Source organism: Microbacterium sp. UMB0228, assembly GCF_002871415.1.
Lineage (GTDB): Bacteria > Actinomycetota > Actinomycetes > Actinomycetales > Microbacteriaceae > Microbacterium.
In genome coordinates, this window is sequence record NZ_PNFU01000001.1 from 538,220 (window position 1) to 562,662 (window position 24,443).

Annotated in this window: 27 protein-coding genes; 10 read left to right on the forward strand and 17 right to left on the reverse strand. The window is 70.6% G+C overall.

Annotated features, from left to right (window positions below; translation table 11 throughout):
* Nucleotides 1-5 precede the first annotated feature (5 nt).
* Entirely contained in the window at nucleotides 6-1,274 is a 1,269-nt protein-coding gene (rmuC, locus tag CJ226_RS02670; RefSeq protein WP_102208235.1) for a DNA recombination protein RmuC, read from the reverse strand.
* A gap of 51 nt (nucleotides 1,275-1,325) precedes the next feature.
* Nucleotides 1,326-1,919, reverse strand: a complete 594-nt coding sequence (locus CJ226_RS02675) for an exonuclease domain-containing protein (protein WP_025103958.1) — start codon at nucleotides 1,917-1,919, stop codon at nucleotides 1,326-1,328.
* A gap of 59 nt (nucleotides 1,920-1,978) precedes the next feature.
* Here CJ226_RS02675 and CJ226_RS02680 point away from each other — a divergent pair, with 59 nt between their 5' ends.
* The 4 genes from CJ226_RS02680 to CJ226_RS02695 all read left to right on the forward strand — a co-directional run bounded on the left by CJ226_RS02680 (nucleotide 1,979) and on the right by CJ226_RS02695 (nucleotide 5,846).
* Nucleotides 1,979-2,719, forward strand: a complete 741-nt coding sequence (locus CJ226_RS02680) for a class I SAM-dependent methyltransferase (RefSeq protein ID WP_102208236.1) — start codon at nucleotides 1,979-1,981, stop codon at nucleotides 2,717-2,719.
* Between the two features lie 113 nt (nucleotides 2,720-2,832).
* Complete coding sequence (gene ychF, locus CJ226_RS02685) at nucleotides 2,833-3,906, forward strand: redox-regulated ATPase YchF (protein WP_062766410.1); 1,074 nt, start codon at nucleotides 2,833-2,835, stop codon at nucleotides 3,904-3,906.
* A gap of 108 nt (nucleotides 3,907-4,014) precedes the next feature.
* Nucleotides 4,015-4,797: a hypothetical protein gene (locus CJ226_RS17775; RefSeq protein ID WP_146008191.1), complete on the forward strand. Its 783-nt coding sequence runs from the start codon at nucleotides 4,015-4,017 to the stop codon at nucleotides 4,795-4,797.
* A gap of 62 nt (nucleotides 4,798-4,859) precedes the next feature.
* Nucleotides 4,860-5,846, forward strand: coding sequence for a phospholipase D-like domain-containing protein (locus CJ226_RS02695; protein WP_102208238.1), 987 nt, complete (start codon nucleotides 4,860-4,862; stop codon nucleotides 5,844-5,846).
* Nucleotides 5,847-5,925: 79 nt separating this feature from the next.
* Here CJ226_RS02695 and CJ226_RS02700 read toward each other — a convergent pair whose 3' ends face one another.
* The 6 genes from CJ226_RS02700 to CJ226_RS02725 form a co-directional block, all read right to left on the reverse strand.
* Complete coding sequence (locus tag CJ226_RS02700; RefSeq protein ID WP_102208239.1) at nucleotides 5,926-6,210, reverse strand: hypothetical protein; 285 nt, start codon at nucleotides 6,208-6,210, stop codon at nucleotides 5,926-5,928.
* Nucleotides 6,207-6,701: a BLUF domain-containing protein gene (locus CJ226_RS02705; RefSeq protein WP_062633591.1), complete on the reverse strand. Its 495-nt coding sequence runs from the start codon at nucleotides 6,699-6,701 to the stop codon at nucleotides 6,207-6,209. The genes CJ226_RS02700 and CJ226_RS02705 overlap by 4 nt, the downstream gene beginning before the upstream one ends.
* Entirely contained in the window at nucleotides 6,698-6,955 is a 258-nt protein-coding gene (locus CJ226_RS02710; RefSeq protein ID WP_025102908.1) for a hypothetical protein, read from the reverse strand. Before CJ226_RS02710 ends, CJ226_RS02705 begins: the two co-directional genes overlap by 4 nt.
* 84 nt (nucleotides 6,956-7,039) lie before the next feature.
* Nucleotides 7,040-9,400 carry a glycoside hydrolase family 65 protein gene (locus CJ226_RS02715; RefSeq protein ID WP_102208240.1) on the reverse strand — a complete coding sequence of 787 codons (2,361 nt, stop codon included), beginning with the start codon at nucleotides 9,398-9,400 and terminating at the stop codon, nucleotides 7,040-7,042.
* 145 nt (nucleotides 9,401-9,545) lie between these two features.
* Nucleotides 9,546-10,598 (reverse strand): SDR family oxidoreductase, encoded by a 1,053-nt coding sequence (locus CJ226_RS02720; RefSeq protein ID WP_102208241.1) that lies wholly within the window; start codon nucleotides 10,596-10,598, stop codon nucleotides 9,546-9,548.
* Between the two features lies 1 nt (nucleotide 10,599).
* Nucleotides 10,600-11,481, reverse strand: a complete 882-nt coding sequence (locus tag CJ226_RS02725; protein WP_085606628.1) for a manganese catalase family protein — start codon at nucleotides 11,479-11,481, stop codon at nucleotides 10,600-10,602.
* Between the two features lie 200 nt (nucleotides 11,482-11,681).
* On the opposite strand from CJ226_RS02725, the gene CJ226_RS02730 reads away from it, so the two are divergent.
* Together CJ226_RS02730 and CJ226_RS02735 are read left to right on the forward strand one after the other, a co-directional pair.
* Complete coding sequence (locus tag CJ226_RS02730) at nucleotides 11,682-13,079, forward strand: M20/M25/M40 family metallo-hydrolase (RefSeq protein WP_062633599.1); 1,398 nt, start codon at nucleotides 11,682-11,684, stop codon at nucleotides 13,077-13,079.
* A gap of 144 nt (nucleotides 13,080-13,223) precedes the next feature.
* Nucleotides 13,224-13,793: an alpha/beta fold hydrolase gene (locus tag CJ226_RS02735; protein WP_062633601.1), complete on the forward strand. Its 570-nt coding sequence runs from the start codon at nucleotides 13,224-13,226 to the stop codon at nucleotides 13,791-13,793.
* Nucleotides 13,794-13,857: 64 nt separating this feature from the next.
* Here CJ226_RS02735 and CJ226_RS02740 read toward each other — a convergent pair whose 3' ends face one another.
* Both CJ226_RS02740 and CJ226_RS02745 read right to left on the reverse strand, forming a co-directional pair.
* Nucleotides 13,858-14,157, reverse strand: coding sequence for a hypothetical protein (locus CJ226_RS02740; RefSeq protein ID WP_060921362.1), 300 nt, complete (start codon nucleotides 14,155-14,157; stop codon nucleotides 13,858-13,860).
* A 108-nt stretch (nucleotides 14,158-14,265) separates the two neighbouring features.
* Nucleotides 14,266-14,721, reverse strand: coding sequence for a GNAT family N-acetyltransferase (locus CJ226_RS02745; protein WP_025102916.1), 456 nt, complete (start codon nucleotides 14,719-14,721; stop codon nucleotides 14,266-14,268).
* Between the two features lie 152 nt (nucleotides 14,722-14,873).
* On the opposite strand from CJ226_RS02745, the gene CJ226_RS02750 reads away from it, so the two are divergent.
* Entirely contained in the window at nucleotides 14,874-15,434 is a 561-nt protein-coding gene (locus CJ226_RS02750; RefSeq protein WP_102208242.1) for a Dps family protein, read from the forward strand.
* A 34-nt stretch (nucleotides 15,435-15,468) separates the two neighbouring features.
* On the opposite strand, the gene CJ226_RS02755 is transcribed toward CJ226_RS02750, so the two are convergent.
* Nucleotides 15,469-16,014, reverse strand: coding sequence for a DUF6328 family protein (locus CJ226_RS02755; RefSeq protein WP_062633606.1), 546 nt, complete (start codon nucleotides 16,012-16,014; stop codon nucleotides 15,469-15,471).
* An 81-nt stretch (nucleotides 16,015-16,095) separates the two neighbouring features.
* Here CJ226_RS02755 and CJ226_RS02760 point away from each other — a divergent pair, with 81 nt between their 5' ends.
* Entirely contained in the window at nucleotides 16,096-16,299 is a 204-nt protein-coding gene (locus CJ226_RS02760) for a hypothetical protein (protein WP_062633608.1), read from the forward strand.
* Between the two features lie 4 nt (nucleotides 16,300-16,303).
* Here CJ226_RS02760 and CJ226_RS02765 read toward each other — a convergent pair whose 3' ends face one another.
* Both CJ226_RS02765 and CJ226_RS02770 read right to left on the reverse strand, forming a co-directional pair.
* Nucleotides 16,304-16,888, reverse strand: a complete 585-nt coding sequence (locus tag CJ226_RS02765; RefSeq protein ID WP_060921358.1) for a 1-acyl-sn-glycerol-3-phosphate acyltransferase — start codon at nucleotides 16,886-16,888, stop codon at nucleotides 16,304-16,306.
* A 23-nt stretch (nucleotides 16,889-16,911) separates the two neighbouring features.
* Entirely contained in the window at nucleotides 16,912-17,505 is a 594-nt protein-coding gene (locus CJ226_RS02770) for a carboxymuconolactone decarboxylase family protein (RefSeq protein ID WP_062633610.1), read from the reverse strand.
* 125 nt (nucleotides 17,506-17,630) lie between these two features.
* On the opposite strand from CJ226_RS02770, the gene CJ226_RS17965 reads away from it, so the two are divergent.
* Nucleotides 17,631-17,777 carry a hypothetical protein gene (locus CJ226_RS17965; RefSeq protein WP_164498172.1) on the forward strand — a complete coding sequence of 49 codons (147 nt, stop codon included), beginning with the start codon at nucleotides 17,631-17,633 and terminating at the stop codon, nucleotides 17,775-17,777.
* 30 nt (nucleotides 17,778-17,807) lie between these two features.
* Here CJ226_RS17965 and CJ226_RS02775 read toward each other — a convergent pair whose 3' ends face one another.
* The gene (locus tag CJ226_RS02775; RefSeq protein WP_025102922.1) at nucleotides 17,808-19,283 is read right to left on the reverse strand and encodes an MDR family MFS transporter; all 1,476 of its coding nucleotides are present in this window, start codon (nucleotides 19,281-19,283) and stop codon (nucleotides 17,808-17,810) included.
* A gap of 165 nt (nucleotides 19,284-19,448) precedes the next feature.
* On the opposite strand from CJ226_RS02775, the gene CJ226_RS02780 reads away from it, so the two are divergent.
* Entirely contained in the window at nucleotides 19,449-21,524 is a 2,076-nt protein-coding gene (locus CJ226_RS02780; protein WP_102208412.1) for an ABC transporter ATP-binding protein, read from the forward strand.
* Between the two features lie 12 nt (nucleotides 21,525-21,536).
* Here CJ226_RS02780 and CJ226_RS02785 read toward each other — a convergent pair whose 3' ends face one another.
* Genes CJ226_RS02785 through CJ226_RS02795 form a run of 3 tightly spaced genes read right to left on the reverse strand, consistent with a single transcriptional unit; the run spans nucleotide 21,537 to nucleotide 24,440 of the window.
* Complete coding sequence (locus tag CJ226_RS02785; protein WP_102208243.1) at nucleotides 21,537-22,310, reverse strand: SDR family NAD(P)-dependent oxidoreductase; 774 nt, start codon at nucleotides 22,308-22,310, stop codon at nucleotides 21,537-21,539.
* Between the two features lie 22 nt (nucleotides 22,311-22,332).
* Nucleotides 22,333-23,280 (reverse strand): glycosyltransferase family 2 protein, encoded by a 948-nt coding sequence (locus CJ226_RS02790; protein WP_102208244.1) that lies wholly within the window; start codon nucleotides 23,278-23,280, stop codon nucleotides 22,333-22,335.
* 23 nt (nucleotides 23,281-23,303) lie between these two features.
* On the reverse strand, nucleotides 23,304-24,440 hold the full coding sequence (locus CJ226_RS02795; protein ID WP_102208245.1) for a cysteine desulfurase family protein: 1,137 nt from the start codon (nucleotides 24,438-24,440) through the stop codon (nucleotides 23,304-23,306).
* Nucleotides 24,441-24,443: the final 3 nt, after the last annotated feature.

A 24,443-nucleotide genomic window follows, 5' to 3' on the forward strand; every position in this document is an offset into this window, starting at 1 on the left:
CGCCCTCACTGCTCCCGGTCGTGGAGTGCGGAGGCGTGGTCGAGACGCGCGCGTACCTCGCCGACGTCGGCCTGCATCGCGTCGGCGGCCTCTTCGGCTTCGGTCGGGGCCAGAAGCTCCGGAGCGGTGAAGCGGCGCCCGTCCGCGGTGATCGGCGACGCCGGCGCCAGGGCCTCCGCATCCACGCCGGGGAACTGCCGGGCGGTCACGAGCACCCGGGACTCCAGGGATCCCGCGAAGCGGTTGTAGCTGTCGACCGTGCGCTCGATCGCCCGGCGCAGGTCGTCGGCGTGACCCGCGAGTGTGCCGAGGCGCTCGTACAGCTGCGTGCCGAGCGCGAGCAGACTCCGGGCCTCGGTGGACACCTCCTGCTGGGTCCATGTGTAGGCGACCGTCTTGAGGACCGCCCAGAGGTTGACGGGGGACGCGAGGGCCACGCGGCGGCTGAACGCGTAGTCGAGCAGCGTCGGATCCTCGTCGATGGCTGCCGCCAGCAGCGACTCGCTCGGCAGGAAGCAGATGACGAACTCGGGGCTCGCGTCGAGGCCCGACCAATAGGCCTTCTTGGCGAGGGCGTCGACGTGGGCGCGGACGGCGCGGACGTGCTTCTGCATGTGGGCGCGACGCTGGGATTCGTGGGCGTCGCCGAGGGGGAGCGCCGAGGCCTCGAGGTAGGCGTCGAGGGGAACCTTCGCGTCGACGGCGATCGACGTGCCCCCCGGGAGACGGACGACCATGTCGGGGCGCCCCTGGCCGCGGTCGGAGGTGATCGTCGCCTGGAGGTCGAAGTCGACGTGTCTGGTCAGCCCCGCCGCCTCGACGACGCGCCGCAGCTGGGTCTCGCCCCAGACGCCGCGCGTGGACGTGGAGCGCAGCGCACCCGCCAGTGACTCGGTCGTCGCGCGGAGCGCCTCATCCGACTCCTGGGCGCGCCGGAGCTGCTCGGCGAGCGTGCCGAACTGTGCCTGCCGCTCGCTCTCGATCGCGGCGACCTTGGACTGCATCTGCTGGAGACTCTCGCGGACCGGCGCCAGAGCTTGCAGCACGGCGTTCTGCTGCTGGACGCGCTGAGCCTCCGCCCGCTGCTCGGAGCGGGCGTGCTCGACCGCATCCCGATAGAGGTCGTACTGGCGATCGCGGTCGTCTCGCGCGGCCGCGAGCTCCGCCTGCGTGCGTGCGATGTCGGCGGCGCTGCGACCGGCTCGCAGGAACCACCCGAGAGCGACGCCCGCGGCGAGGGCCACGAGCAGGAGAACGATCGACAGGGCATCCATGGCTCCATGATGCCGGGGGCGTCCGACATCGCGGGGAGGACGCGAGGTGCGTCAGGCGACGGCGCGCTCCAGTGCCGGCACGGCGGGCTCGGTCACGCGGAGGCCGAGGACATCGGCGAGCGCGAAGACATCCGCGGCTCCGGCCCGCGCGGCCGCGTCCACGATGATCTGGGCGCAGGCGAGGGCATCCGCCAGCGCGTCGTGATGCGAGAACTCCGCGTACCCGGCCGCCGCGGCGGCGAGGGGCAGACGGTAGGAGTCGAGCTGGTAGGTCTTCCGCGCCACCTGGAGGCTGCACAGCGACCGGTACGGCGGACAGATCTGACCCGTGACCTCGGTCGCCCGTCGCAGGACGTTCAGGTCGAAGCCGGCGTTGTGGGCCACGAGCACGTCGGCACCCGCGAAGCCGCACAGACGGTCGAACTGATCGACCCACGTCGCCGCGGACAGCACGTGCTCGGGGCGGATGCCGTGGATGCGGACGTTCCACTCCTGGAACTCGTCATGGCCGGGCGGAGGCTGGATCAGCCAGTTCGCGGTGGCGACGACCTCCCCGTCCCGCACCCGCACGAGTCCCACGGAACACGCGGAGGCCGGGCTGGAGTTCGCGGTCTCGAAGTCGATCGCAGTGAAGTCCAGTGGCACGTCCTCACTCTCTCCCGGGCCTCCGACGTCGCTGTGCAGGCTCGCCGTATGCTGGCCACATGGCGAACGAACTCGCGAGATCCTTCGGCGCGGCGGCCGGAAGCTACGAGGCCGGACGGCCCGAGTACCCCTTCGAGGCCGTCGCCTGGATGCTGGAGCCGATGGCGGACGGTGCGCGTCGGGTCGCCGATGTCGGCGCCGGTACCGGCAAGCTCACGCGGGCGCTCGTCGCGGCTGCGGACGCCGAGGTGGCGGCGATCGATCCGGACCCCGCGATGCTCGCGGCCCTTCGCGACGCCGTACCCGCGGTGCCCACGTTCGTCGGGACCGCTGAGGAGCTGCCGCTTCCGGACGCGAGCGTGGATGCGGTCGTGCTCGGCCAGGCGTGGCACTGGGTCGAGCCGGTCGCCGCCTCGGCGGAGATCGGTCGCGCGATGCGCCCGGGCGGTGTGCTCGGGCTCGTCTGGAACCTCCGCGACGAGCGCGTGGACTGGGTGCGCCGGCTCACCGACATCATGCACGGCAGCAACGCCGAGATCATGCTCGCCGCGGGCGACCCCGTGGTGGCGGACCCCTTCGGCGCCCTGGCGCAGGAGCGCTGGGAGTGGTCGCGCCCCATGACGCGGGAGCTCCTGCACCGCATGGCCGCCTCCCGCAGCGCCGTGATCACCGCCGACGAGGCCGAGAAAGCACGGATCCGCCGTGAGATGGACGCCCTGTTCGATGAGCTCGGCCTGCACGGGGACGGTGTGATCGAGGTGCCCTATGTGACGAGGGCCTTCCGCGCGGTCCGCGACTGAACAGGCGTCCGCGCCGCATCAGGCACTTTTCCCCCCTGCCGCCTGACTCCGCGTGGGTGCCTGCCCTCGCGCGGGTGAGGTGGGGGAGAGCGGCGCAGGTAGACTCATACCCCGTGGCTCTCACTATCGGAATCGTCGGCCTGCCCAACGTCGGCAAGTCCACCCTCTTCAACGCTCTCACCAAGAACGACGTGCTCGCGGCGAACTATCCGTTCGCGACGATCGAGCCGAACGTCGGCGTGGTGAACCTTCCCGACCCGCGGCTCCAGAAGCTCGCGGAGATCTTCGGGAGCGAGCGCATCCTGCCCGCCGCCGTGTCGTTCGTCGACATCGCCGGCATCGTCCGAGGGGCGAGCGAGGGGGAGGGGCTGGGCAACCAGTTCCTCGCGAACATCCGCGAGGCCGACGCGATCGCCCAGGTGGTGCGCGGGTTCTCCGACGACGACGTGGTGCACGTGGACGGTGCCGTGAATCCGGCGTCGGACATGGAGACCATCAACGCCGAGCTCATGCTCGCCGACCTGCAGACCGTCGAGAAGGCGATCACGCGGTACGAGAAGGAGGTCCGCGGCAAGAAGATCGACCCGTCGGTCCTCGAAGCCGCGAAGGCCGCCAAGGACGCCCTGGAGCGCGGGATCCTGCTGTCCACGAGCGGCCTCGACCTCGAGCCGATCCGCGAACTCGGGCTCCTGACCGTCAAGCCCGTCATCTTCGTCTTCAACGTCGACGAGTCCGTGCTGACCGACGACGCCCGCAAGGCCGAGCTCGCCGCCCTCGTCGCGCCGGCGCAGGCGATCTTCCTCGACGCGAAGATCGAGTCCGAGCTCAAGGACCTCGACCCCGAGGACGCCGCCGAGCTCCTCGCCTCGACGGGACAGGACGAGTCGGGCCTCGACCAGCTCGCCCGCATCGGCTTCGACACGCTCGGTCTGCAGACCTACCTCACCGCCGGCCCCAAGGAGGCCCGCGCCTGGACCATCCCCAAGGGATCGAAGGCCCCGCAGGCCGCCGGCGTGATCCACACCGACTTCGAGAAGGGCTTCATCAAGGCCGAGATCGTGTCGTTCGACGACCTCGTGGAGACCGGTTCCGTGCAGGAGGCCCGTGCGAAGGGCAAGGCGCGCCTGGAGGGCAAGGACTACGTCATGCAGGACGGCGACGTCGTGGAGTTCCGGTTCAACAACTGATAGCGTTCCGGCTTATCGGCCGTAGGGCCAGTAGCGGCATAATTTCTGGGGGAAGAAGTGACGAGGGGCGGTGCGCGAGTCGAGTTCACAGCGGGTGTGCGTCGAGTTGTGGCACGCAAGGCGATGTATATCTGCTCAAACCCTGATTGTCTGCGCGTAACAGGATTCTCGACCAAGAAGGGTAAGCCGCGCGCGATTGCCCAGGCGGCGCACATACTTCCAGCATCTGAGAAGGGGCCGCGGCAAACAGATAAGGTAACGCTTTCCGATGGGTCTGAGGTCAAGCGGGGGGATGAAGAGAACGCTGTTTGGCTGTGTTTGCCCTGCCACTATCGTGTTGATGCGGACTGGGAGATGTATCCGTCGGAACTTCTCCTAAATTGGAAACGCGAACACGAACATCGTGCGTCTGCTCTCGTGGGGTTGGACCTAGAGCAGAGTCTCCTAAAGCTGGCTGAAGTGCGAGTCGGTCACGACTGGGCCCGGGAGATGCTCGCTTGGCTAGACGCTCACCGATTCATGTACTTCGACGACGCGCGTGAGCAGCCTGAGTACGTTTGGAAGGCGGTCGACGCCCTTCGCGTCAAACTCGTCGACATGCGATCTCGAGTTTTCGACATGGATTCGGATTTTGGGCGCGCGCTTTCAGGAATCGAGACCGCTGTTCAGGAGTTCATTATCACTCTCAACGATGTTCGCGTAGATACGATCCAGGTGACTTGGGGAGACCCGGACTTCGCGACATTCTCGGAAGCACTCACCCGCATGCGAAGCCGGATCTTGAAGGCTGTAAATGTAATCATGGAACGCGAGAATTATGCGTTCAGGAACATTCCCGTTGCCTGGTTGGAAGACAGTGGCGACGTCGTGGAGTTCCGCTTCAACAACTGACGAGCCCCCTCGCGATCGGACAGCCTCCAACGGTCCCGGAGACCGGTGGATAGGCTGCCGGCATGTCGAACTCTTCGCACCTCGTCGATCACGCGTACTCCTGGCTCAGCCGGGTTCTGGCATCTGCGGACGGGCCCGTCCTCCTCTCGAGCCCCTACCTGTCGTCCGAGGTGTGCCGCGAGCTGTCGGAAGCAGCGCGACGGTCCCCATACCCGTTCGTGCTCGTGACGGCTCTGGATCCGGGCGCAGTGGCCAGCGGGCATCTCACCCCGCAGGGGTTGCGGATGCTGATGGACGCCGGGGTGAAGGTGCGGCACGCCGATCGGCTGCACGCGAAGTGCTTCATCGTCGGCTCGCGCGCGATGATCGGGTCGGCCAACCTCACGGGTGCCGGTCTCGGCTCGTCTGCGAGGCCCAATCGGGAACTGGGAGTGGTTCTGGCGTCCGATCAGGTCGATGCCGCCCGTGCGCTCGTCACCGGATGGCCGGCGAAGGATGTCACTCCTGCTGACCTGGCCGATCTCATGGAGAACGCGAAGAAGCTGGGGCGTGTCGACGGGTTCCAGGATCATGAGCTCGACGCGACCTCGGCACTCCATCTCGCTGAGCGGCTTCTCCTCGACGCTCGCGACCCGGGGCGATCCCTATGGCTGAAGCTCGAGTACGGCGAGCCCGCGCTCGACGGCTGGCGGGAGGAATCCTGGTTCGCGAGTTCGAAGCAGGGAAAGCCCGGGTTCCGTGCCGGCGATCTCGTGATCGTCTCCGCGAAGGAGACTCGAGATTGCTACGCCGTGGTCGAAGTAGTCGGCGGCCCCGATCACCAACCGGACTTCTACATCGATTGGACAGCCGCACACGATCCAGAGGGGCTCACGCGGTGGCCGTGGGTCACTTTCACCAAGCCACGATTGGTGCCCAGTGGGTTGCTCGAGGTGAAGCTAGCAGAACTCGGCGTGAGCCCGTATGGACTCCAGAAAGGCCACGTGCGTCTGGGAATCGATCAGTTCAGCGCGGGGGTGCGTGCGTTGGCGAGGCTTTCCGGAGCGTGAGGATTCCCCGGGCGCGCCCAGACGGAGACGGGCGCTGACCGCGCTGCCTTATCTGCGACCGCGAGGCGCGAGCAATCCGCTAGTGCCGCACACCTGCGTCCGGCCCGTGGCGGTCCTCGAACGCACGGAGCGCGCGCCTCGCGCGGCGCGTCTCGACGATACCGACGACGATCCCGGCGGCGAACACGATGATGCTGAGAACGCGCCACAACCCGGCGGGCGCATCGAGGAGGAACGCGACCGTCCAGCCGACCGTCATCACCGAGGAGAACACGATCGCGTAGACGCCCCAGTTCCGCCGCCGTTCCAGCGCCATGCGCTGCTGGATGAGCGACGGCTCCGGTCCGCCCGCGGGCCCGCTCATACCCGGAGGGAGGAACCCTCGTCGCTCGCGGTCGGAATCGGAACCGCAGCGCCGGAGCGGGTGCGGAACCACAGGGTGAGCTCGAACAGGGCGCGCTCCATCGTGGAGGCGTCCGCGCCGTCGACGAGGTCGTCGAAGGAGTCGCGGAAGCCCGTGGGGGCGGCGGTGCTCCCCGTGCGGAACGACCGGTAGCCCATCGACCAGTCGGAGAAGAGCCGGGCGGTGATCGGCGTCTCCAGCAGGATGCGCATCGCGCGGTGACGCGGATCGTCGGCGATCACGTCGACGAGTCGGCGCACGGCCTCGACCGGTCCTTCGAGGACCTGGAGGAAGCGCCCCTGGCGGAAGAGGAGGAGGCCCGTGATGTCGCGGGCCGCGTTCGACCGGCGGCACTGCTCGAGCAGCTGCTCCAGAGCGGTCTCCCGGAACGGCTGCGCCGCCGTGCTGGTGTAGACGAGGCGGAGCAGCCCGTCGGCCGTGGCCGCCGTCACCCCTGCACCAGCTCCGGAGCGCCGAGGGCGGCGTCGCCCTCCGAAGGGCCGGCGTGGGCGACGACCTCCGTGGTCGCGTCGCTCAACGTGGCGTGCAGACCGAGCGGCTGCGCGGACGCGGAGAACGCGGCGAAGCGGCCGTCGGGCTGACGGTCGACGTAGCCGAGGAAGTCTCCGCCGCGGCTTCCGACATGGAAGCCGTCCTCGACGCACGCCCAGAGGACATCCGATGCGGGGTGGGGGGAATCAGGCACGGCTCCACACTACGGCGGGCGGCCGACATCGCCGCGGGCCTTGCGCTGACCCGTCTCGATATGGCACACGCCCCGAACGCCGCCTCAGTCGCCGGCGCGCGGTCGTCCCGGTTCTCGCCAGCGCGGCGGCACCGGGGCCGGGGTGAGCGGCTCGACGCGGTCCGGCGTCGGCAGTTTCGACGGAACGCCGGCATGCAGGACGAGCTCCTCGCCCGCGTGCCGGATCGTCACCGGTTCGCCCGCGCTCAGCCGGTAGGTCGTCTCCGCCGGCGTGATGTCGACGTGCAGCATGCAGCCGTGCAGCCGCACCCCGAACGCGAGACGGGTCACCCCCTCCGGCAGCTGCGGCCGGAAGGACAGGCCGTCGTCCCCCTCCCGCATGCCGCCGTAGCCGGCCGTGACTCCCGTCCAGACGCCGGCCAGAGCCGCGATGTGCAGTCCCTCGTCCGTGTTGCCGTGGAGGTCGTCCAGGTCGAGGGCCGCGAGCTCCGCGAGGTACGCCGCCGCGAGCTCGAGATGACCCACCTCGGCGGCGATCACGGCCTGCGCGGCCGCGGAGAGCGAGGAGTCACGCACGGTGAGGGCGTCGTAGTAGGCGAACGCCCTGGCCTTCTCCTCCCACGTGAACTCCTCGTGCGCGGTGTAGAGCGCCAGCACGAGGTCGGCCTGCTTCAGCACCTGCTTGCGATAGAGGTCGAAGTAGGGGAAGTGGCTGTGCAGCGGATAGTCGTCGGGGCCGGTGGCGTCGAAGTCCCACCGGGCGTGCGCGGTGAACCCCGCCGACTGCGGGTGCACCTGCCGCTCCTCGTCGTAGAGCACGGTCATGCCGTCGGCGGCGGCCTCCCACGCGGAGATCTCGTCGTCGTCCACGCCGAGGCGGGCGGCGACGTCCGGATGCCGCCGGACGGCTGCCGCGGCTCCGCGGAGATTCCGGCGGGCGGAGAGGTTGGTGTAGACGTTGTCGTCGACCACGGCGGTGTACTCGTCGGGCCCGGTGACCCCGTCGATGTGGAAGCCGCCGTCGTCGTCTCGGCGCCCGAGGGACAGCCAGAGGCGCGCGGTCTCGACGAGGATCTCCGTGCCCGCCTCCCGCTCGAAGTCCTGGTCGCCCGTCGTGCGGACATAGTGCATCACGGCGCCCGCCACGGCCGCGTTGATGTGGAAGGCCGCCGTGCTCGCCGGCCAGTACCCGGAGCTCTCGCGTCCGTCGATCGTGCGCCAGGCGAAGGACGCCCCGCGCAGGCCGAGCGTGCGCGCCCGCTCCCTGGCGTGATCCAGCGTCGCATGACGCCAGCGCAGTGCCTGGAGCGCGGCATCGGGAGCGGTCGAGGTGAGCACGGGGAGTACGAACGCCTCGAAGTCCCAGAACGTGTGGCCCTCGTAGCCCGAGCCGGTGAGGCCCTTGCCCGGCACGGATCGAGCCTCGGCGCGCGCCGACGCCTGGAACACCTGGAACAGCGCGAAGCGCACGGCCTGCTGCAGCCGGGCATCGCCGTCGATACGGACGTCGCCGCACTCCCAGTACCGATCGAGGACGGCGCGCTGTCCCGCCACGAGCGCGTCCCACCCCAGGCGAGCCGCTTCCTCCACGGCCTCCTCCGCGCGGTCACGCAGCGTCTGCGGTGCGAGAGACGCCGACCACTCGTGGCCGACGAGCTTGACGACCTCGAGCTCCTCGCCGGGGGCGAGGTCGACGCGGATGCGTGTGCGCGCCAGATCGTCGTCCACCTCGGTCGTCACCTCCGGCGTCCCCTCTCCGGAGATCTGCACGAGATGGTCCGCGCTCACCGCCACACGCAGACCGCTGCGGCGGGTGCGGTGCAGCAGCGTGCTCCGCGCGCCGCGCTCCGAAGCCGCGACGGCCTCCAGTGGACGGGCGAGGAGCTCCTGCACCCGCGGATCGTCATGGGTCACGGGAAGCGGCTCGTTCGCGAGCACCTCGGACAGCACGGTGACCGCGAGCGGAGCGTCGAGCGCCTGCACGCGGTAGCGCACGGCGGCCAACGACCGGTGTTCCAGGGAGACCAGACGGGTCGAGGCGATGTGCACGCGTCGACCCTCCGCCGACTCCCAGTCCACCTCCCGATGGAGGGTGCCTTCGCGGAGATCGAGGCGGCGGGTGTGCGCATGGACGGTCCCGTGCTCGACGTCGAACGGCTCGTCGCCGACCAGCAGGCGGATGAGCTGCCCGTTCGGCACGTTGATCACCGTCTGCCCGGTCTCGGGGTACCCGTAGCCGTCCTCGGCATGCGGCATCGGATGTTCCTCGAACACGCCGTTGAGGTAACTGCCCGCCACGCCCCGCGGATCGCCCTCGTCGAGGTTGCCCCGCCAGCCGATGTGGCCGTTGGAGAGACCGAAGACGGATTCCTCCTGCGCGAGATGGGCCGTGTCGACGCTCTCGATGCCGACGGCCCACGGCTCGACCGTGAAGCGCGCCGTCATCGGCGCGCTCCAGCCCCGAGACGCCTGTCCGTGGAGGAGGTGAGGATGCCGAGGAGCATGGAGTTCCCTTCTGCCGGAGACCATGTGCCTCGACGGTATCCGCGCCGATACGCCGGCACGAGGGAGTTGCGCCGCGTCGATCCGGTCAGGTAGGCGGTCGTCGACGCGAGCGGTGCGAGGGCACGAGCACCGCACCCAGGAGGCCGACGACCGCTGCTGTCCGCCACCCCGGGTGCACCCGCAGCCAGGTGCTGACGCTGCCGCGTCCGCGGTGCGGCAGCCCGCCGCGCTGCTCGGTGTCGCGGAGCGGCCCGACGAGGTTCCCGAACTGTGCGGGAGCGGCGTCGGCCGTGTGCATCATCCGCGGACCGAACCGGCCGAGGGCGGCATCGAGCACGCCCGGCATGACGCGCTGGACCCCGGTGAGCAGGAGGGCGCCGCCACCGACGTGGATGGTGCGTGCGGGATGCACGGCGGCATGGAGGATCGCTCGTGCCACGGACCGCGGACGGTAATGCGGGTGCGGCCCGCTCGGCCGGAACGCCATCCGGCTGCGGGCATGACGGTAGATGGGTGTGTCGATGACGGCGGGTCGGACCACCGTGATCGCGACCGGCGCGCGCTCGGCACGCAGTTCACGGCGCAACGCGTCGATCGCTCCTTCCAGCGCGTGCTTGGAGGCGGCATACGCGCCGTGCCACGGCATCGCCACCACGGCCTCGGCCGAGCTCACGACGACGATCGTCCCTCCCGACCGCCGGAGCGCCGGCAATGCCGCCTGGACGCCGTTGAGCTGTCCGACGACGTTGATGTCGAGGACGCGACGGAACTCCTCGGGCGAGGTGTCGGCGACCGGGGCATAGAGGAGCACACCCGCGTTGCCGACCCAGGTGTCGATCCGGCCGAACGCGTGCGTGATCTGGTCGACCGCGTCCTGCACCGCCCGGCGGTCGGAGACGTCGCACACGATCCCGCGGGCGTCCCCGCCTTCCGCGGCGATCTCCTCGACCGTCTCGGTCAGCGCCTGCTCGCCCCGGGCGAGCAGGACGACGGATGCCCCCGCTCGCGCGAAGCCGAGGGCCGCCTCCCGGCCGATGCCGCGGGAGCCGCCGGTGACGACGACCACCTGGGCGTCGAGAGGCGGCCGCCGTGCGCGTGTGCGCGGCGACCGCCCCTTCCGCGAGACCGATAGCGGCATCTCACTCCTTGTGGAGCGCGTCCTGCGCGGCGCCGGCGACCTTCTCCACGACGTTCGGCAGCTCGGTCGTGCCGTAGAAGCGCGCGTCGGGGTGGGTGGGCGGAGGCATCTCGGCCGTGGTCGTGGGGCCCTCGTGGTAGCTGAACTCGCCATGTCCGTCCGGCGTCGGTCCGGATGCCCACGTGCCTTCCGCGGCGGCAGGACCGTCGCTGAAGTTGAGGTACTGGTACGACACGTCGCGGTGCTCCTTGGAGAGCGGGAAGTTGCTGGGCACGGGCAGCTTCTCGGCGCCCTCGGCCTTCAGCTCCTCCGCGGCGGCGAGCCACTGGTTCTGGTGCATGGTGTCGCGCGCCAGCAGGAAGCTCAGCAGATCGCGCACGCCGTGGTCGTCGGTCATGTGGTAGAGCCGGGCGACCTGCACCCTGCCCTGCATCTCGGCGTTCGCATTGGCCATGAAATCGGCGAGGAGGTTGCCGCTCGCGGTGATGTACGAGCCCTGCCACGGGTTGCCGTTGCTGTCCACGGGGCGGGCGCCCGCCCCGGCGACGATGCCCTGCTGCACGTCCGTGCCGCCGACGATCGCGGCGACCGTCGGGTCGTCCTGCACGGCGTCCTCCGTGATGCCGAGCGGCGACTTCTCGAGGAGCTGCGCGATCATGACCGCGAGCATCTCGACATGGCCCATCTCCTCGGCCCCGATGCCGAAGACGAGGTCGCGGTACTTGCCGGGGATGTGCATGTTCCACGCCTGGAACTGGTACTGGAGAGCGACGGTGATCTCGCCGTACTGCCCGCCGAGGACCTCCTGCAGCTTGCGGGCGTAGACGGCGTCCGGGGCCTCCGGCGTCGCGGAGAATTGGAGCTCCTGTCGATGGAAGAACATATCGAGCCTTTCTCTTCTGGGGTGGGCTGGCCATGCAACGCCCGGTCGGCCGATCCACTCAGGGCCTTTCCAAACCCGGAGTCGCCTGGGACAATCACTCTCGGCCCGCGCGGCATCGGACCTCGCCGCGGTGATAGTCGGTCGGCGCCGACGCCGTCAACCCCCGCCCGTTTCCCCGGTCCTCCGGGCAGTCTGTTCCCATGACAGAGGACACGGCTGCAGCGCGGGACGCGATCGACGCCTTCCTCGAGTCCCACCTGGATGAGATGGTCGAGCGGCTGTCGGCCTGGGTCGAGGTCCCCTCCGTCTCGGCGGACCCCGAGCGCCGCATCGACGGCGTGCGGTCGGCCCATTGGATCGCCGCCGAATTGCGTGACGCGGGCTTCACGACGTCGCTGCTCCCGGCGGGCGATGCGGTGACCGTGTTCGCCGAGCGGGACGGCGCGCCGGGGGCGCCCACCGTGCTCGTCTACACCCACCACGACGTCCGCCACGCGAAGCCGGAGGAATGGAGCGAGACGGCGCCGTTCGTGCCGGTTCTCCGCGATGGGCGGCTCTACGGGCGCGGGGCGTCGGACGCGAAGGGTCAGGCGCTCGCGCACGTCTGGGCCCAGCGGGCGCTCGCCGCCGTGGACGGTCCCGCTGCGGGGGTGCATCTCAAGGTGCTCGTCGACGGCGAGGAGGAGATCGGCTCCCCGCACCTCAGGGAACTCCTGGAGGCCGACCCCGACCGGTTCGCGTGCGACCTCGTGGTCTTCTCGGACACTCTGCAGTGGGAGGTCGACTCTCCGGCTCCGGTGACCTCGATGCGGGGGACGTTGACCGCGACGCTCACGGTGCAGGGGCCCGACCGGGACGTGCACAGCGGCGCCGCCTCCGGCGTGACCGTGAATCCGGCCCTCGTCCTGTCCCGGGTGCTCGCGCAGCTGCACGACGAGGACGGGGGCATCGCGATCCCCGGCTTCCATGACGGCGTGGCCCCGCTCACCGACGAGCGCGCCGCGGAGCTCGACGCGCTGCCGTTCGATCCCGACGACTGGACGCGGCGCACCGAGACCAGGGTCATCGTGGGGGAGAAGGGGTTCACCCCGAAGGAGCGCCTGTGGGAGCGCCCGGCCATCGAGGTGATCTCCCTGCTCGCCGGTGACCCGGAGGGTATCGAGCGCTCCGTCATTCCGCGGGAGGCCATGGCCTCGCTGAGCATCCGGACCGTCGCCGACCAGCGCAACCATGACGTCGCCGACGCGCTCCGCGCCTTCATCGCCGACATCATGCCCCCCGAGGCGACGTACCGGCTCGAGGTCGACGAGGACATCGCACAGGAGCCGTATCTCTCTCCTCCGGGGCCGTACCGGGATGCGCTGGAGCGCGCTCTCGCCCGCGGGTACGGCCGGCAGGTCCAGGGAAGGATGGGCAATGCCGGGGGAGGGCCGGCCGAGCTGCTGTCCCGGGAGCTCGATGCCCCGGTCGTCTTCCTCGGAACGGGTCTTCCCGAGGACCGCTGGCATGCGAGCGACGAGAGCATCGATCTGCGCATGCTCGTCCGCGGCGCTGCGACCCTCGCGCATCTGTGGCGCGAGCTCGCCGCCGCTTCTTGACTCCGCCGGGGGATGCGAGGAGGAGGCTCGTCCCCCGGCGGGCTACGCTGGACGCAGGCGCCACCGCCCGGTGCCCGGTCGCAGGAGCCCGGCGCGGACGACGCCTGCGAACCTGACACCGACGGCTTGAGGAGAACGACGCCGATGACCGACACCCAGATCTTCGAGCCCGAGGGCCGTGCCATCCCCTTCGTCGACGAGGGCGACGGGCCGGTCAAGCTCGTGCTCATCCAGGAGCGCGGCCTTGCGGCCGACGTGCTCGGAGTGGTCGGTCACTACCTCGCCGAAGAGGCGGGATTCCACGTGGTGCGGATCGGTCATCGTGCCGACGACGCCGACACCTCGATCGACGACCGCGTCGCGGACGCGCTCGCCGTCATCGACCACCTCGGCCTCGGCGACACGTGGATCGGCGGCCATGGCTTCGGCGGCACGATCGCGCGGTCGTTCGCGCTGGCTCATCCGGACCGGGTGAACGGTCTCGCGCTCCTCGGCGTGGAAGACGTGGAGACACCCCTCGCCCCGGTGATCCCGGTGCTGCTGATCCAGGGGACGGCCGACGAGGTCACCCCGTCCGCGAACGCCGAGAGCCTGCGTGCCACGGCTCCGGAGCGCGCCAGCATCAAGGTCGTCGAGGGCGGAGACCACCTCTTCCCGATGACGCACCCCATCGAGACGGCCGTCGTGCTCGAGGAGTACCTGGACTGGGACTGACTTCGAGCCCGCACAGACGCGAACGCCGCGGCCGGAATGGCCGCGGCGTTCGGGGTCTGAGGTCTCAGGCGACCTGAGGGAGCACGGCGAAGGACACGGAGCCCTCGTCGTCCACGCCCGCGTCGAGGACCTTGTCGTCGAGCGCGGAGGCAGCGGCCTCGTCGAGGAACAGGCGCGTGCCCGACAGCTCGACGACCTGATCGGCGGGCTCCGGATCGGCGGTCACGGCGACGGCGAGACGGGCCGCGCCCGTGTCGTCCTGCGCCTCGGCGGTGTGGATGCGCAGCCCGGCGGCCGGCGCGTCGTTCTGTCGACTCACGAGGGTCGACACGATGGCGGTGGCGTTGTCGGTGAGGGTGAGCACGAGCTCTCCTTTCCGGTTGGGGCATGACGCGGTCGCGACATGTCCCGGCTACGATTCCCCATCGCCCCGGATCCTCTCGACCCCCTTGCGCCGACGGGGGCGCTGCCCTTAACCTCGCAGCCGTTTGCGGAGGAACACCTGCGCCGTGCCGTCGCCCTGCGGCACCCGTTCGCGCTCCTCGTATCCGCAGGACTCGTACAGCCGGATGTTCGCTTCGCTGAGGCTTCCGGTGAAGAGCTCGGACTCGCGGGCGTCGGAGGCCTGCTCCGCCGCCTCGAGGAGCTTCCGGCCGATGCCCTCACCCTGCATGTCGGGAGCGATCGCGATGCGTCCGATCAGGAGCAGGTCGTCGTCCTCGACGAACCGGATGGCTCCGACGAGGCGGCCGTCGATCCGGGCACCCAGGCCGCGCTCCGAGGTGAGCTCCGCCTCCATCTCGGCGAGTGTCTGGGTCAGCGGCGGCATGTCGACGCTCCCGTAGATCGCCGCCTCCGACACGAAGGCCGCCCGCTGGATCGTGAGCACCTCGCCGGCATCCGCCGCGGTCAGAGGGGCGATGACCACCTCGGGTCGATCCTCGTGTGCTGCTGTTCCCACTGTTCCGCCTCTCGTGATGGCCGTATCGCCTCCCTCACGTTCGGGGGTGCGCCCGGTGGGTGTCAACCCCCTCGAATCGGGTGCGCGGCGGGGCTACCGTGACGGAAGGAGGTCACACCATGGCAGACACGAAGTCCACGAAGACCAGAAGCTCCCGCAGCAAGGACGGGGCGGCGAAGGCCGGCGTCAAGACCACGCGCCAGCAGAACGCGGAGAAGGGGTTCACGGCATCCCCGACCCTCGCGGCGAACCTGCAGGCCGTGCTCGTCGATCTGCTCGAGCTCTCGCTGCAAGGCAAGCAGGCGCACTGGAACGTCGTCGGACGGAACTTCCGCGACACCCACCGTCAGCTCGACGAGATCATCGAGGACGCCCGGACGTTCAGCGATACCATCGCCGAGCGCATGCGCGCGCTGCACGCGGTCCCCGACGGCCGCAGCGCCACGATCGCGAAGACGACCACGCTGCCGGAGTTCCCGACCGGCGAGGTGTCCACGACAGAGACCATCGACCTCGTCACCGCGCGCCTCGAGGCCGCGGTCGGAACGATGCGCGACGTGCACGACGCCGTCGACGAGGAAGACCCGACGTCCGCCGATCTGCTGCACGCCGTCATCGAGCGGCTGGAGCAGTTCGCCTGGATGGTGAGCGCGGAGAACCGCAGTCCCGCCGGCCGTTGATCGACCCGCTGTCCGACCGCCGCCCTCGTCGCGCTCACGCCGACGGGGGCGGCGGTCCGTCGTGTGAGCGCACCCGCGATCGGGCGCGCCGCAGCAGGCCGGGCAGCGCCATCCACAGTCCGACCACGAGCACGAGGGACGCGATGAGCGCGACGATCCCGGCGGTCCGGCTGACCGTGAAGTCGATGATGAGAGTCGTGACGCCGATCGTGAGGGCGCCGATCACGAACAGGTCGATCTTCACCAACCGCGCCGCCGTCCGGACGAGGTCGGGCTTCAGCCGGCTGCCGAACAGGGCGCGGTGGATTCCGACGGGGGCGAGGGCGAGGATCGTCGCGAGAGCGGCGAGGGCCACGAGGACGACGTACAGGTCGCGCTGGAACTCGTCCATGTCGGTGAAGCGCGGCTGGAAGGCCACCGCCAGAAGGAAGCCGGTGAGGATCTGGGTTCCGGTCTGCATGACCCGCAGCTCCTGCAGCAGCTCCTCCCAGTTGCGGTCCGCGCGCTCGTTCGGGGTCTCGTCGCGGCCGTCGTCGCGGTCGTCGCGCTCGTCCGCGGCGCCACGGGGTTCTGCTCTCATGGCGATAGTCTCGTGGGCACGATCCGCCGCTGTCCAGGACCTTGCGCGGCCTGGCGGAGACGCCTCAGGAAAGGACCCGAGATGACCCTGCCTCCGATCGACGAATGGTGGCCAGAGCTGTCCGACGACGCGCGCCGAGCGGTCATCGGCAGCGGCTCGCGGCACCTCGATGAGGACGTCCGCGAGGAGATCAGGGAGATCACCGGAGCGGTTGTCGGGATGATCGAGTCGCTGTCCGACGACGACCTCGCGTACGCCCGAGACCACGCGCCCGCGGAGGAGTGAGGCGTCAGCCCTCCGGCCGCTCGGCCGTCTCCTCGCGCAGCCGCGGCTCCGTGCGGCGCTCCGGACGCACGCCGTGCTTGTCGGCGTAGAACGCGCGGATCCGGTCCATGTCGGCGGCCACGTCTCCCGTGAGGTCGATCGTCGGCCCGAGGCCGGTCGTCATCGTGTGGCGGTCGACGAAGCCGAGGGTGACCGGCATGCCGGTGGCACGCGCGATCCGGTAGAAGCCGCTCTTCCAGTACTCGTTGCCGCCGCGGGTGCCGTCGGGGGTGACGACGAGGCCGAACACGGTCCCGGCGTGAACTTGCTCCACGACCTCGCCGACAATGCGTGCCGGATCCGCCCGGTCGACGGCGATGCCGCCGAGGCCGCGCATGATCGGGCCGCGCCAGCCGCGGAACAGGCTCTTCTTGCCCAGCCAGTGCACTTCGATTCCCAGCCGCCAGGCGATCGCGAGCATGAGCACGAAGTCCCAGTTCGAGGTGTGCGGGGCGCCGATCAGGACGGTCGGCCGCGTGGGGGCGGCGTCGGCGACGAGGGTCCACCGGCTGACGGCCCAGTACACGCGGGCGAGGAATCGTCGGAGCATCCGTCCAGATTAAGGGGAGCGGCCTATCGATCACCTGGCGGCTCGGCCGCGGAGGCGTGCGTGAGCGCCGCGGCGAGAGCGGGGTCCAGCCCGGAGATCTCCTCGACGGGGACGGCCAGCGCGAGCAGTGCCCTGCTGAAGTAGTTGCGCGCCGCCGCCGCCAGGGTGATGTCCACGATCTGCCGGTCGCTGAACCCCGCCTCGCGCAGCTCCTGCGTGTCCGCATCGGTCATCGCCCAGGGAGCCGTCGACAGGCGTGCGGCGAAGCGGATCACGACCTGCTCCTGCTCCGTGAAACCGCGGTCGTCTCCGGCGGCGAAGGCGGCGAGTCCTTCCTCGTCGACGACTCCCGCGCGGAGGGAGCGGCGGCCGTGGGCGAGCAGACAGTGTGCGGAACCGAGGGCCCGCGCCGCACCGAGGGTCGCGGCTTCGTAGACTCCCACGCCGATCGACGGGACGACCGCGCGGACGAGCTCCTCGAAGGCGGCGTGGGCTTCGGGGTTCACGGCCATGGCGCGGGTGTGTGCGAACACGATCCCGTCGTCGGCGAGGTCGCTCTCGTACATCGCCGCGACATGTCCGGTCGCGGTGGCCCGCTCGGGAGGGTGGATGATCATGGCGCCTCCTCGGCTCCGGGGGCGCGGCGAGGGTGCGCACCCCCTCGCCGGGAACGATACGCCGCTCTCAGGTCGCAGAGAAGAGCCTCGGCGCCGGGTGCTCGTGGCAGGCGTACGATCGAGGGATGACCGAATCGAAGCAGGAGAGCACCGGGCAGGACGCGCCGCTCGGGCTGCAGCCGCTGCCGGGCGCGATCGAGCTGCTCGACGGCGGCGCCGCCGGCTACTGCAGCAACGGCGTCTGCCACATCCCCGCCCCGAAGGAGCGGTGAGCAGCAGACGCCGTCGGTGTCTCTGCGCGGTCAGTGACCGCCGTGCGCCGCGTCGCCGATGTCGTCGGCGGGCTTGCGCACCAGCGGGCTGAGCGCGACCGCGGCGAGCGAGATGATCGCCGCGATGAGGAACGCCGTGCGCGCACCGGGGGCACCGGCCACCGCCCGCGACAGGCCCTCGTCCTCGCCGGCGTGCAGGATGGCCGAGTACGTGACCGTGAGCAGCGCGACACCGGCGGCGCCGCCGACCTGCTGCAGCGTGTTCAGCACGGCCGAGCCGTGCGAGTACAGCGAACGGTGCAGCGACCCCAGCGACGAGGAGAAGAGCGGCGTGAACGACATCGCGAGGCCGACCGACATGGCCGCCTGCACGATGATCAGCAGCCACCACACGGTGTGCTCGCCGACCGTCGAGTAGAAGAAGAGCGACGCCGAGACGAGGATCGTGCCGGGGATGAGCAGCGGTCGGGTGCCCTTCGCGTCGTACACGCGACCCATGATCGGTCCGAGGAGACCCATCAGCACCGAACCGGGGAGCAGGATGAGGCCCGACTCCAGAGCGCTGAGTCCGGCGACGTTCTGCAGGTACTGCGGCAGCAGCGTGAGCGTGCCGAACATCGACAGCGCCAGGATCGTCATGATGATGACGGCCAGCGAGAAGTTCGCCGAACGGAACACGCGCAGGTCGAGCAGCGCGTCGTCCACCCGCTGCAGCACGAGCTGGCGCCAGACGAAGAGGGCGAGCGAGACGGCGCCGACGACCAGGGCGATGACGCCGGTCGTGCCGCCCGCACCGCCTTCGCCGCCGAACTGGCTGAGGCCGAAGACGATGCCGCCGAAGCCGAGCGCCGCGAGCGGGATGGACAGCACGTCGAGCGGAGCCTTGCGGGTCTCGCCGAGGTTCGTCATCCACTTCGCGCCCATGCCGAGCGAGATCAGGGCGATGGGCAGCACGATCGCGAACAGCGCGCGCCAGTTGAACGCGTCCAGCACGGCGCCCGCGAGCGTCGGGCCGATGGCGGGCGCGAGCGAGATGACGAGGCCGACGCGACCCATCATGCGGCCGCGGGACTGCGCGGGCACGACGTTCATGATCGTCGTCATCAGCAGCGGCATCATGATGCCGGTGCCGGCGGCCTGGATCACGCGACCCACGAGCAGCACGGAGAACCCGGGCGCGACGAGCGCCACGAGCGTGCCGAGCGAGAAGGCCGTCATCGCGGCGATGAAGACCTGTCGCGTCGTGAAGCGCTGCAGGATGAAGCCGGTGGTCGGGATGACCACCGCCATCGTGAGCATGAACGCGCTCGTCAGCCACTGCCCGAGCTCGGGCGGGATGCCGAGATCAGTGTTCAGGTGCGGGATCGCGATGCCCATCGTCGTCTCGTTGAGGATGGCGACGAAGGCGGCGACGAGCAGCAGCCAGATGACCCGCATGTCCTTGCGGGGGATGCCCCCGCTCGATGCGGGGGGCGTCGTGATGGAGCCGGTATCGACGGCAGACATGGGCGGCCTCCAGGGCATCGGAGAGAAGAGGAAGGTGCGAGAGTTCGCGAGAGTCATTCAGCGTAACGGGTCGGACGGACATTTCATTCCGAAATCTGGGATATCGCTGAACGCCGAGACAGCGGAGCCGGTGTCCTGGGGGGTGAGTACGCTGGCGCCATGAGCATGGGCGGGATGGGCGGTGGTCCGCGGGGCGGTTTCCGCGGCGTGGACGAGGACGCCCAGCGTCGGCTCAACGCGGAGGCTCCGAAGATCGACGGCCTCGGCACCCGGGTCGTCGCTCTGTTCAGCGCCTACCGGTGGCGCATCCTCTTCACCGGTGTCCTCGTGGTCCTCGGCGCGGGCATCGCGGTCATCCCGCCGCTCCTCGTGCAGCGCATCTTCGACGACGCGCTGTTCCCCGTCGACGGCGGCGGCCCCCACCTCTCGCTGCTCGGCGTGCTCGTCGGCGCGATGGTCGGCCTCTTCCTCTTCTCGGCGGTCCTCGGCGTCGCACAGACCTGGCTCACGGCCACGGTCGGCAACAGCGTCACGGGCGATCTCCGGGTGCGGCTGTTCGAGCACCTGCAGGCCATGGAGCTCGGCTTCTTCACCCGCACGAAGACCGGCGTGATCCAGTCCCGGCTGCAGAACGACGTCGGCGGCGTCTCGGGCGTGCTGACGAACACGGTCACCAGCATCCTCGGCAACGCCGTCACGGTGATCGCCTCCCTCGTCGCGATGATCCTCATCGACTGGCGCCTCACCCTCATCGCCGTCGTGCTCATGCCGTTCCTCGTGCTCGTGCAGCGACGCGTGGGACAGGTGCGCGCCCGCATCGCGGGGGAGACCCAGGAGTCGCTGTCCGAGCTGACCTCCATCACCCAGGAGACCCTGAGCGTCTCGGGCATGCTGCTGTCCAAGGCGTTCAACCGCCAGCGCACCGAGTCCGAGCGCTATCAGCAGGAGAACCGCAATCAGGTGCGCCTCCAGGTGCGGCGGGCCATGAGCGGTCAGGGTTTCTTCGCGGTCGTCCAGGTCATCATGGCCAGCGTCCCCGCCGTCATCTACCTCGTCTCCGGATACCTCATCGCGGGCGGCACGGGAGCGATCACCGCGGGGACGATCGTGGCCTTCACGACGGTCCAGGCACGGCTGCTCATGCCGCTCATGGGGCTCATGCGGGTCTCGCTCGATCTGCAGACCTCGTCGGCGCTGTTCGCCCGCATCTTCGAGTACCTCGACCTCGTCCCCGAGATCACCGACGCCCCCGATGCGATCGCCGTGGCGCAGGCCCCCGGGCCGCGTGGACGCATCGAGTTCCAGGACGTCGTGTTCCGGTATCCGGACGCGGCAGCCGACTCGCGTCCCACCCTGCACGGGGTCTCCTTCGTGGCCGAGCCCGGGCAGCACGTCGCCTTCGTCGGCCCCTCCGGCGCGGGCAAGACGACGATCCTCTACCTCGCACCGCGGCTGTACGAGGCCAAGGGCGGCGCGGTGGTGTTCGCGGGGGCCGACGTGCGCACCCTCACGCAGGAGTCGATCATCGACGACGTGGGCATCGTCTCCCAGGAGACCTATCTGTTCCACGCGACGATCCGGGAGAACCTCCGCTACGCGAAGCCCGATGCGACGGACGAGGAGCTGGTCGCCGCCTGCACCGCGGCCAACATCCACCACATCATCGCAGGATTCGAGAAGGACTACGACACGGTCGTGGGGGAGCGCGGGTACCGGCTCTCCGGTGGCGAGAAGCAGCGCATCGCGATCGCCCGCGTGCTGCTGAAGGACCCGCCGGTGCTCCTGCTCGACGAGGCGACCTCCGCCCTGGACACCGTGTCCGAGCGCGTGGTGCAGGAGGCCCTCGACGAGGCGGCCAAGGGACGCACGACCCTGTCGATCGCGCACCGCCTGTCGACGGTCATGGGGGCGGACGTCATCCATGTGCTGGAGGCCGGGCGCATCGTGGAGTCCGGCACCCACGCCGAGCTGCTCGCGCAGGGCGGCCTCTACGCCGAGCTGGCGGCGCAGCAGGTGGCCGCATCGCGCGTGCTCGACGCCGAGATCGAAGCGGAAGCGGAGGAGGAGGCGGCGATCCGGGGCGGTGTCGAGGAGGGCGTCGAGGCGGGCCTCGCCGCGCGCCGTGCGGATCGCGAGCCGGAGGATTCCGCCGCAGCCGATGCCGTCGTGGCGCTGACGACGGGCGTCCCGCTGCCGACGGCATCGAGCACTGACGCCCGGCCGCGCCCGACCGACGGGTGACGACCGCGAGGGTCAGTGCACGGAGAGCCCGCCGTCGATGAACAGCGACTGGCCAGTGACGTAGGCCGAGCCTGGACCGGCGAGGAAGATCGCGGCTGCGGCGAAGTCCTCCGGAAGACCGTTGCGTCCGATCATCGTCCGGGCCGCGAGGGCCGCGATCGTGGCTGGGTCCTCCTGCAGCCGGGCGTTCAGGGGCGTGAGGACGAATCCCGGGACGAGGGTGTTGCTCGTCACCCCGGTGCCGCCCCAGGCCTCGGCCTCCGAGCGCATGAGCGACTCGACCGCGCCCTTGGAGGCGCCGTACACCCCGCTGCCCACGAACGCGCGGTGCGCCTGCTGGGAGCTGATGTGGATCAGTCGCCCGTAGCCGCGCGCCGCCATGCCCTGCGCCCAGCGCTGACCGAGGAGGAACGGGGCGAGCGCATTGACGGTCATCGTGGCGTCCCAGTCCGCCTCGGTGATCTCCGCGTAGGGCGGACGGATGTTGATGCCGGCGGAGTTGACGAGGATGTCCGGCTCGCCGAAGGGCACGGCCGCGGCCTCCGCGACCGCGTGGATGCCGTCGCGCGTGCTCAGATCGCCGACCACGCCCGCGGCCCGGCACCCCTGTGCGTTCAGCTCCTCGACGGTCTCGGCGATGCGCTCCGCGCCGCGCGCGACGATCACCGTGGCCGCGCCGGCCCGGGCGAGCGCCGTCGCGATGCCGCGACCGATACCCGAGCTGCCGCCGGTCACGACCGCCGTGCGGCCGTCGAGCGCGAACAGCGAGGAGAGGTAGTCGGTCATGCGGGGGTCCTTCCGGCGGGGCTCACCACGCGAGGGCGTCGGCGAGGGTGGGGTCGGGGCGGGCGTCGGCGAACTCCGGAAAGGCACGCAGCTCGGCCAGGAACGCGGAGACCTCCGCCGCGTAGGCGGGATCGGGATGGGTGTCCGCGATCTCCCGGAGCGGAGCGACGTCCATCGCGAGGATGAGGTCGAGCCGCGCGGTCACGGCGGCATGCGCGCCCGCCTCCTGCAGGACGCGGATCCCGCCGCGGAGCGCGGCGAGGTAGTCGCGGAGCACGGGGAGCTGCGCCTTGCTCTGGGTGATCGAGGTGCCGTCCGCTCGGACGCGCCAGCGCACCACGACGTCCGGCAGCACGTCGAAGGCGCGCGCCCGGGTGTACATCGTCTGCGCGACGACCTGGTCCTCGTAGGCCACCCCTTCGGGGAACCGCAGGTCGGACCACATCTCCGTGCGGCTCACCTTGGACCACGCGACGATGTTCGACACGGCCTGCGGGTGCTCCGCGAGAGCGGTGCCGAGGCGGGCCGGAGAGGTCGCCGCGGCCACCCACGGCTGCACGCGGCCGGGCACGTATCCTCGCCCCTGCGGGCGCAGCCGCACGTAGGCGCCGGCGGCGAAGTCGCTCCCCGTGCGCTCGAGCGTGCCCACGAGCGTCGACAGGGCATCCGGCGTGAGCTCGTCATCCGCGTCGAGGAAGCCGGTGTAGGGCGTGTCGACCTGCGCGAGGCCGACATTGCGCGCGGCGCCGAGCCCGACGGAGGCCTCGTGCCGGATCACGGTGAACCGGGGATCCCTCGCGGCGGCGTCGGTGAAGATCGCTCCCGTGTCGTCCGTGGAGCCGTCGTCGATGAGGATGGCACGCCACCGCTCGTCCGTCTGCGCGCGGAGGGAGTCGAGGGCGGCCGGGGCGAACGCGGCGATGTCGCGTCCGGGCACGATCAGCGTCACGGTCGGGGAGGGGGCGGTCACTCCGCCGAGTCTAGGGCCGTCCGTCAGCCGCGGACCGCGACGACCGCCTCCGCGACCAATGCGGCGAGGCGCTCGGGAGCGTCCGCCGGGAGGGCGGTGCGCCCGAAGGTGAACCGCACGGCCGTCTGGGCGACCTCCGGGGTGATGCCGCAGGCGAGCAGCACGGGGGAGGGCTCGTCGCTGCCGGCCGCGCAGGCGGAGCCGCTGGACGAGATCACCCCGCGGCGCTCCAGCTCCAACAGCACCGCCTCGCCGCTCACACCCGCGATCGTGAAGCTCGCCGTCGCGGGGAGCCGATGCACGGGATGCCCGGTCAGCGTCGCGTCGGGCACCCGCCGGGTCACCTCGCCGATGAAGCGCGCCGTCGCCTCTGCCGCTCGGGCCGCAGCGGCCGCGCGCTCGTGCTCCGCGAGCTCGAGCGCCGTCGCCAGGCCGACTGCTCCGGCGACGTCCACCGTGCCGGACCGCCGTCCGCGCTCCTGGCCCCCACCGTGCAGGAGCGGCTCCAGAGGGAGGCGTCCGCGGACGACGAGCGCCCCGGTCCCTTTGGGAGCGCCGAGCTTGTGCCCGGCGATCGACACGGCGTCGGCATCCAGATCGTGCAGGGGCAGCCAGCCGGCCGACTGCACGGCGTCGACGTGGAGGGGCACGCGGCGGGCGCGGACGACCTCGCGGAGCGCGGCGATGTCCTGGACGGTGCCGATCTCGTTGTTCGCGTGTCCGACGGACACGACGGCCGTGTCGTCGGTGAGCACCGTGTCGAGGGCGTCCGGCCCGATCCGCCCGGTCCCGTCCACCGCGGGCATCGCTACCGTGGCCCCGTGGAACCGCGCGAGGTACGCTGCCGACTCCCGGATCGACTCGTGCTCGATGGGCGACACCACGACGCGCCGCCGCCCGGAGGCGAGCGCTGCCAGCGTGATCCCCTTCACGGCGAGGTTGTTCGCCTCCGTGCCGCCGCCGGTGAAGACGACGTCGCTTACCCGCGCCCCGAAGACGCGGGCGACCCTGGTGCGGGCGTCCTCCAGCGCCCGCGCCGCCGTCTCGCCCGCGGTGTGGTGGCTGGCCGGGTTGCCGAACACCGCGGTGAGGTAGGGCTCCATGGCCGCGCGCACCTCGGGGCGTACCGGCGAGGTCGCGGCGTGATCGAGGTACAGCACGGA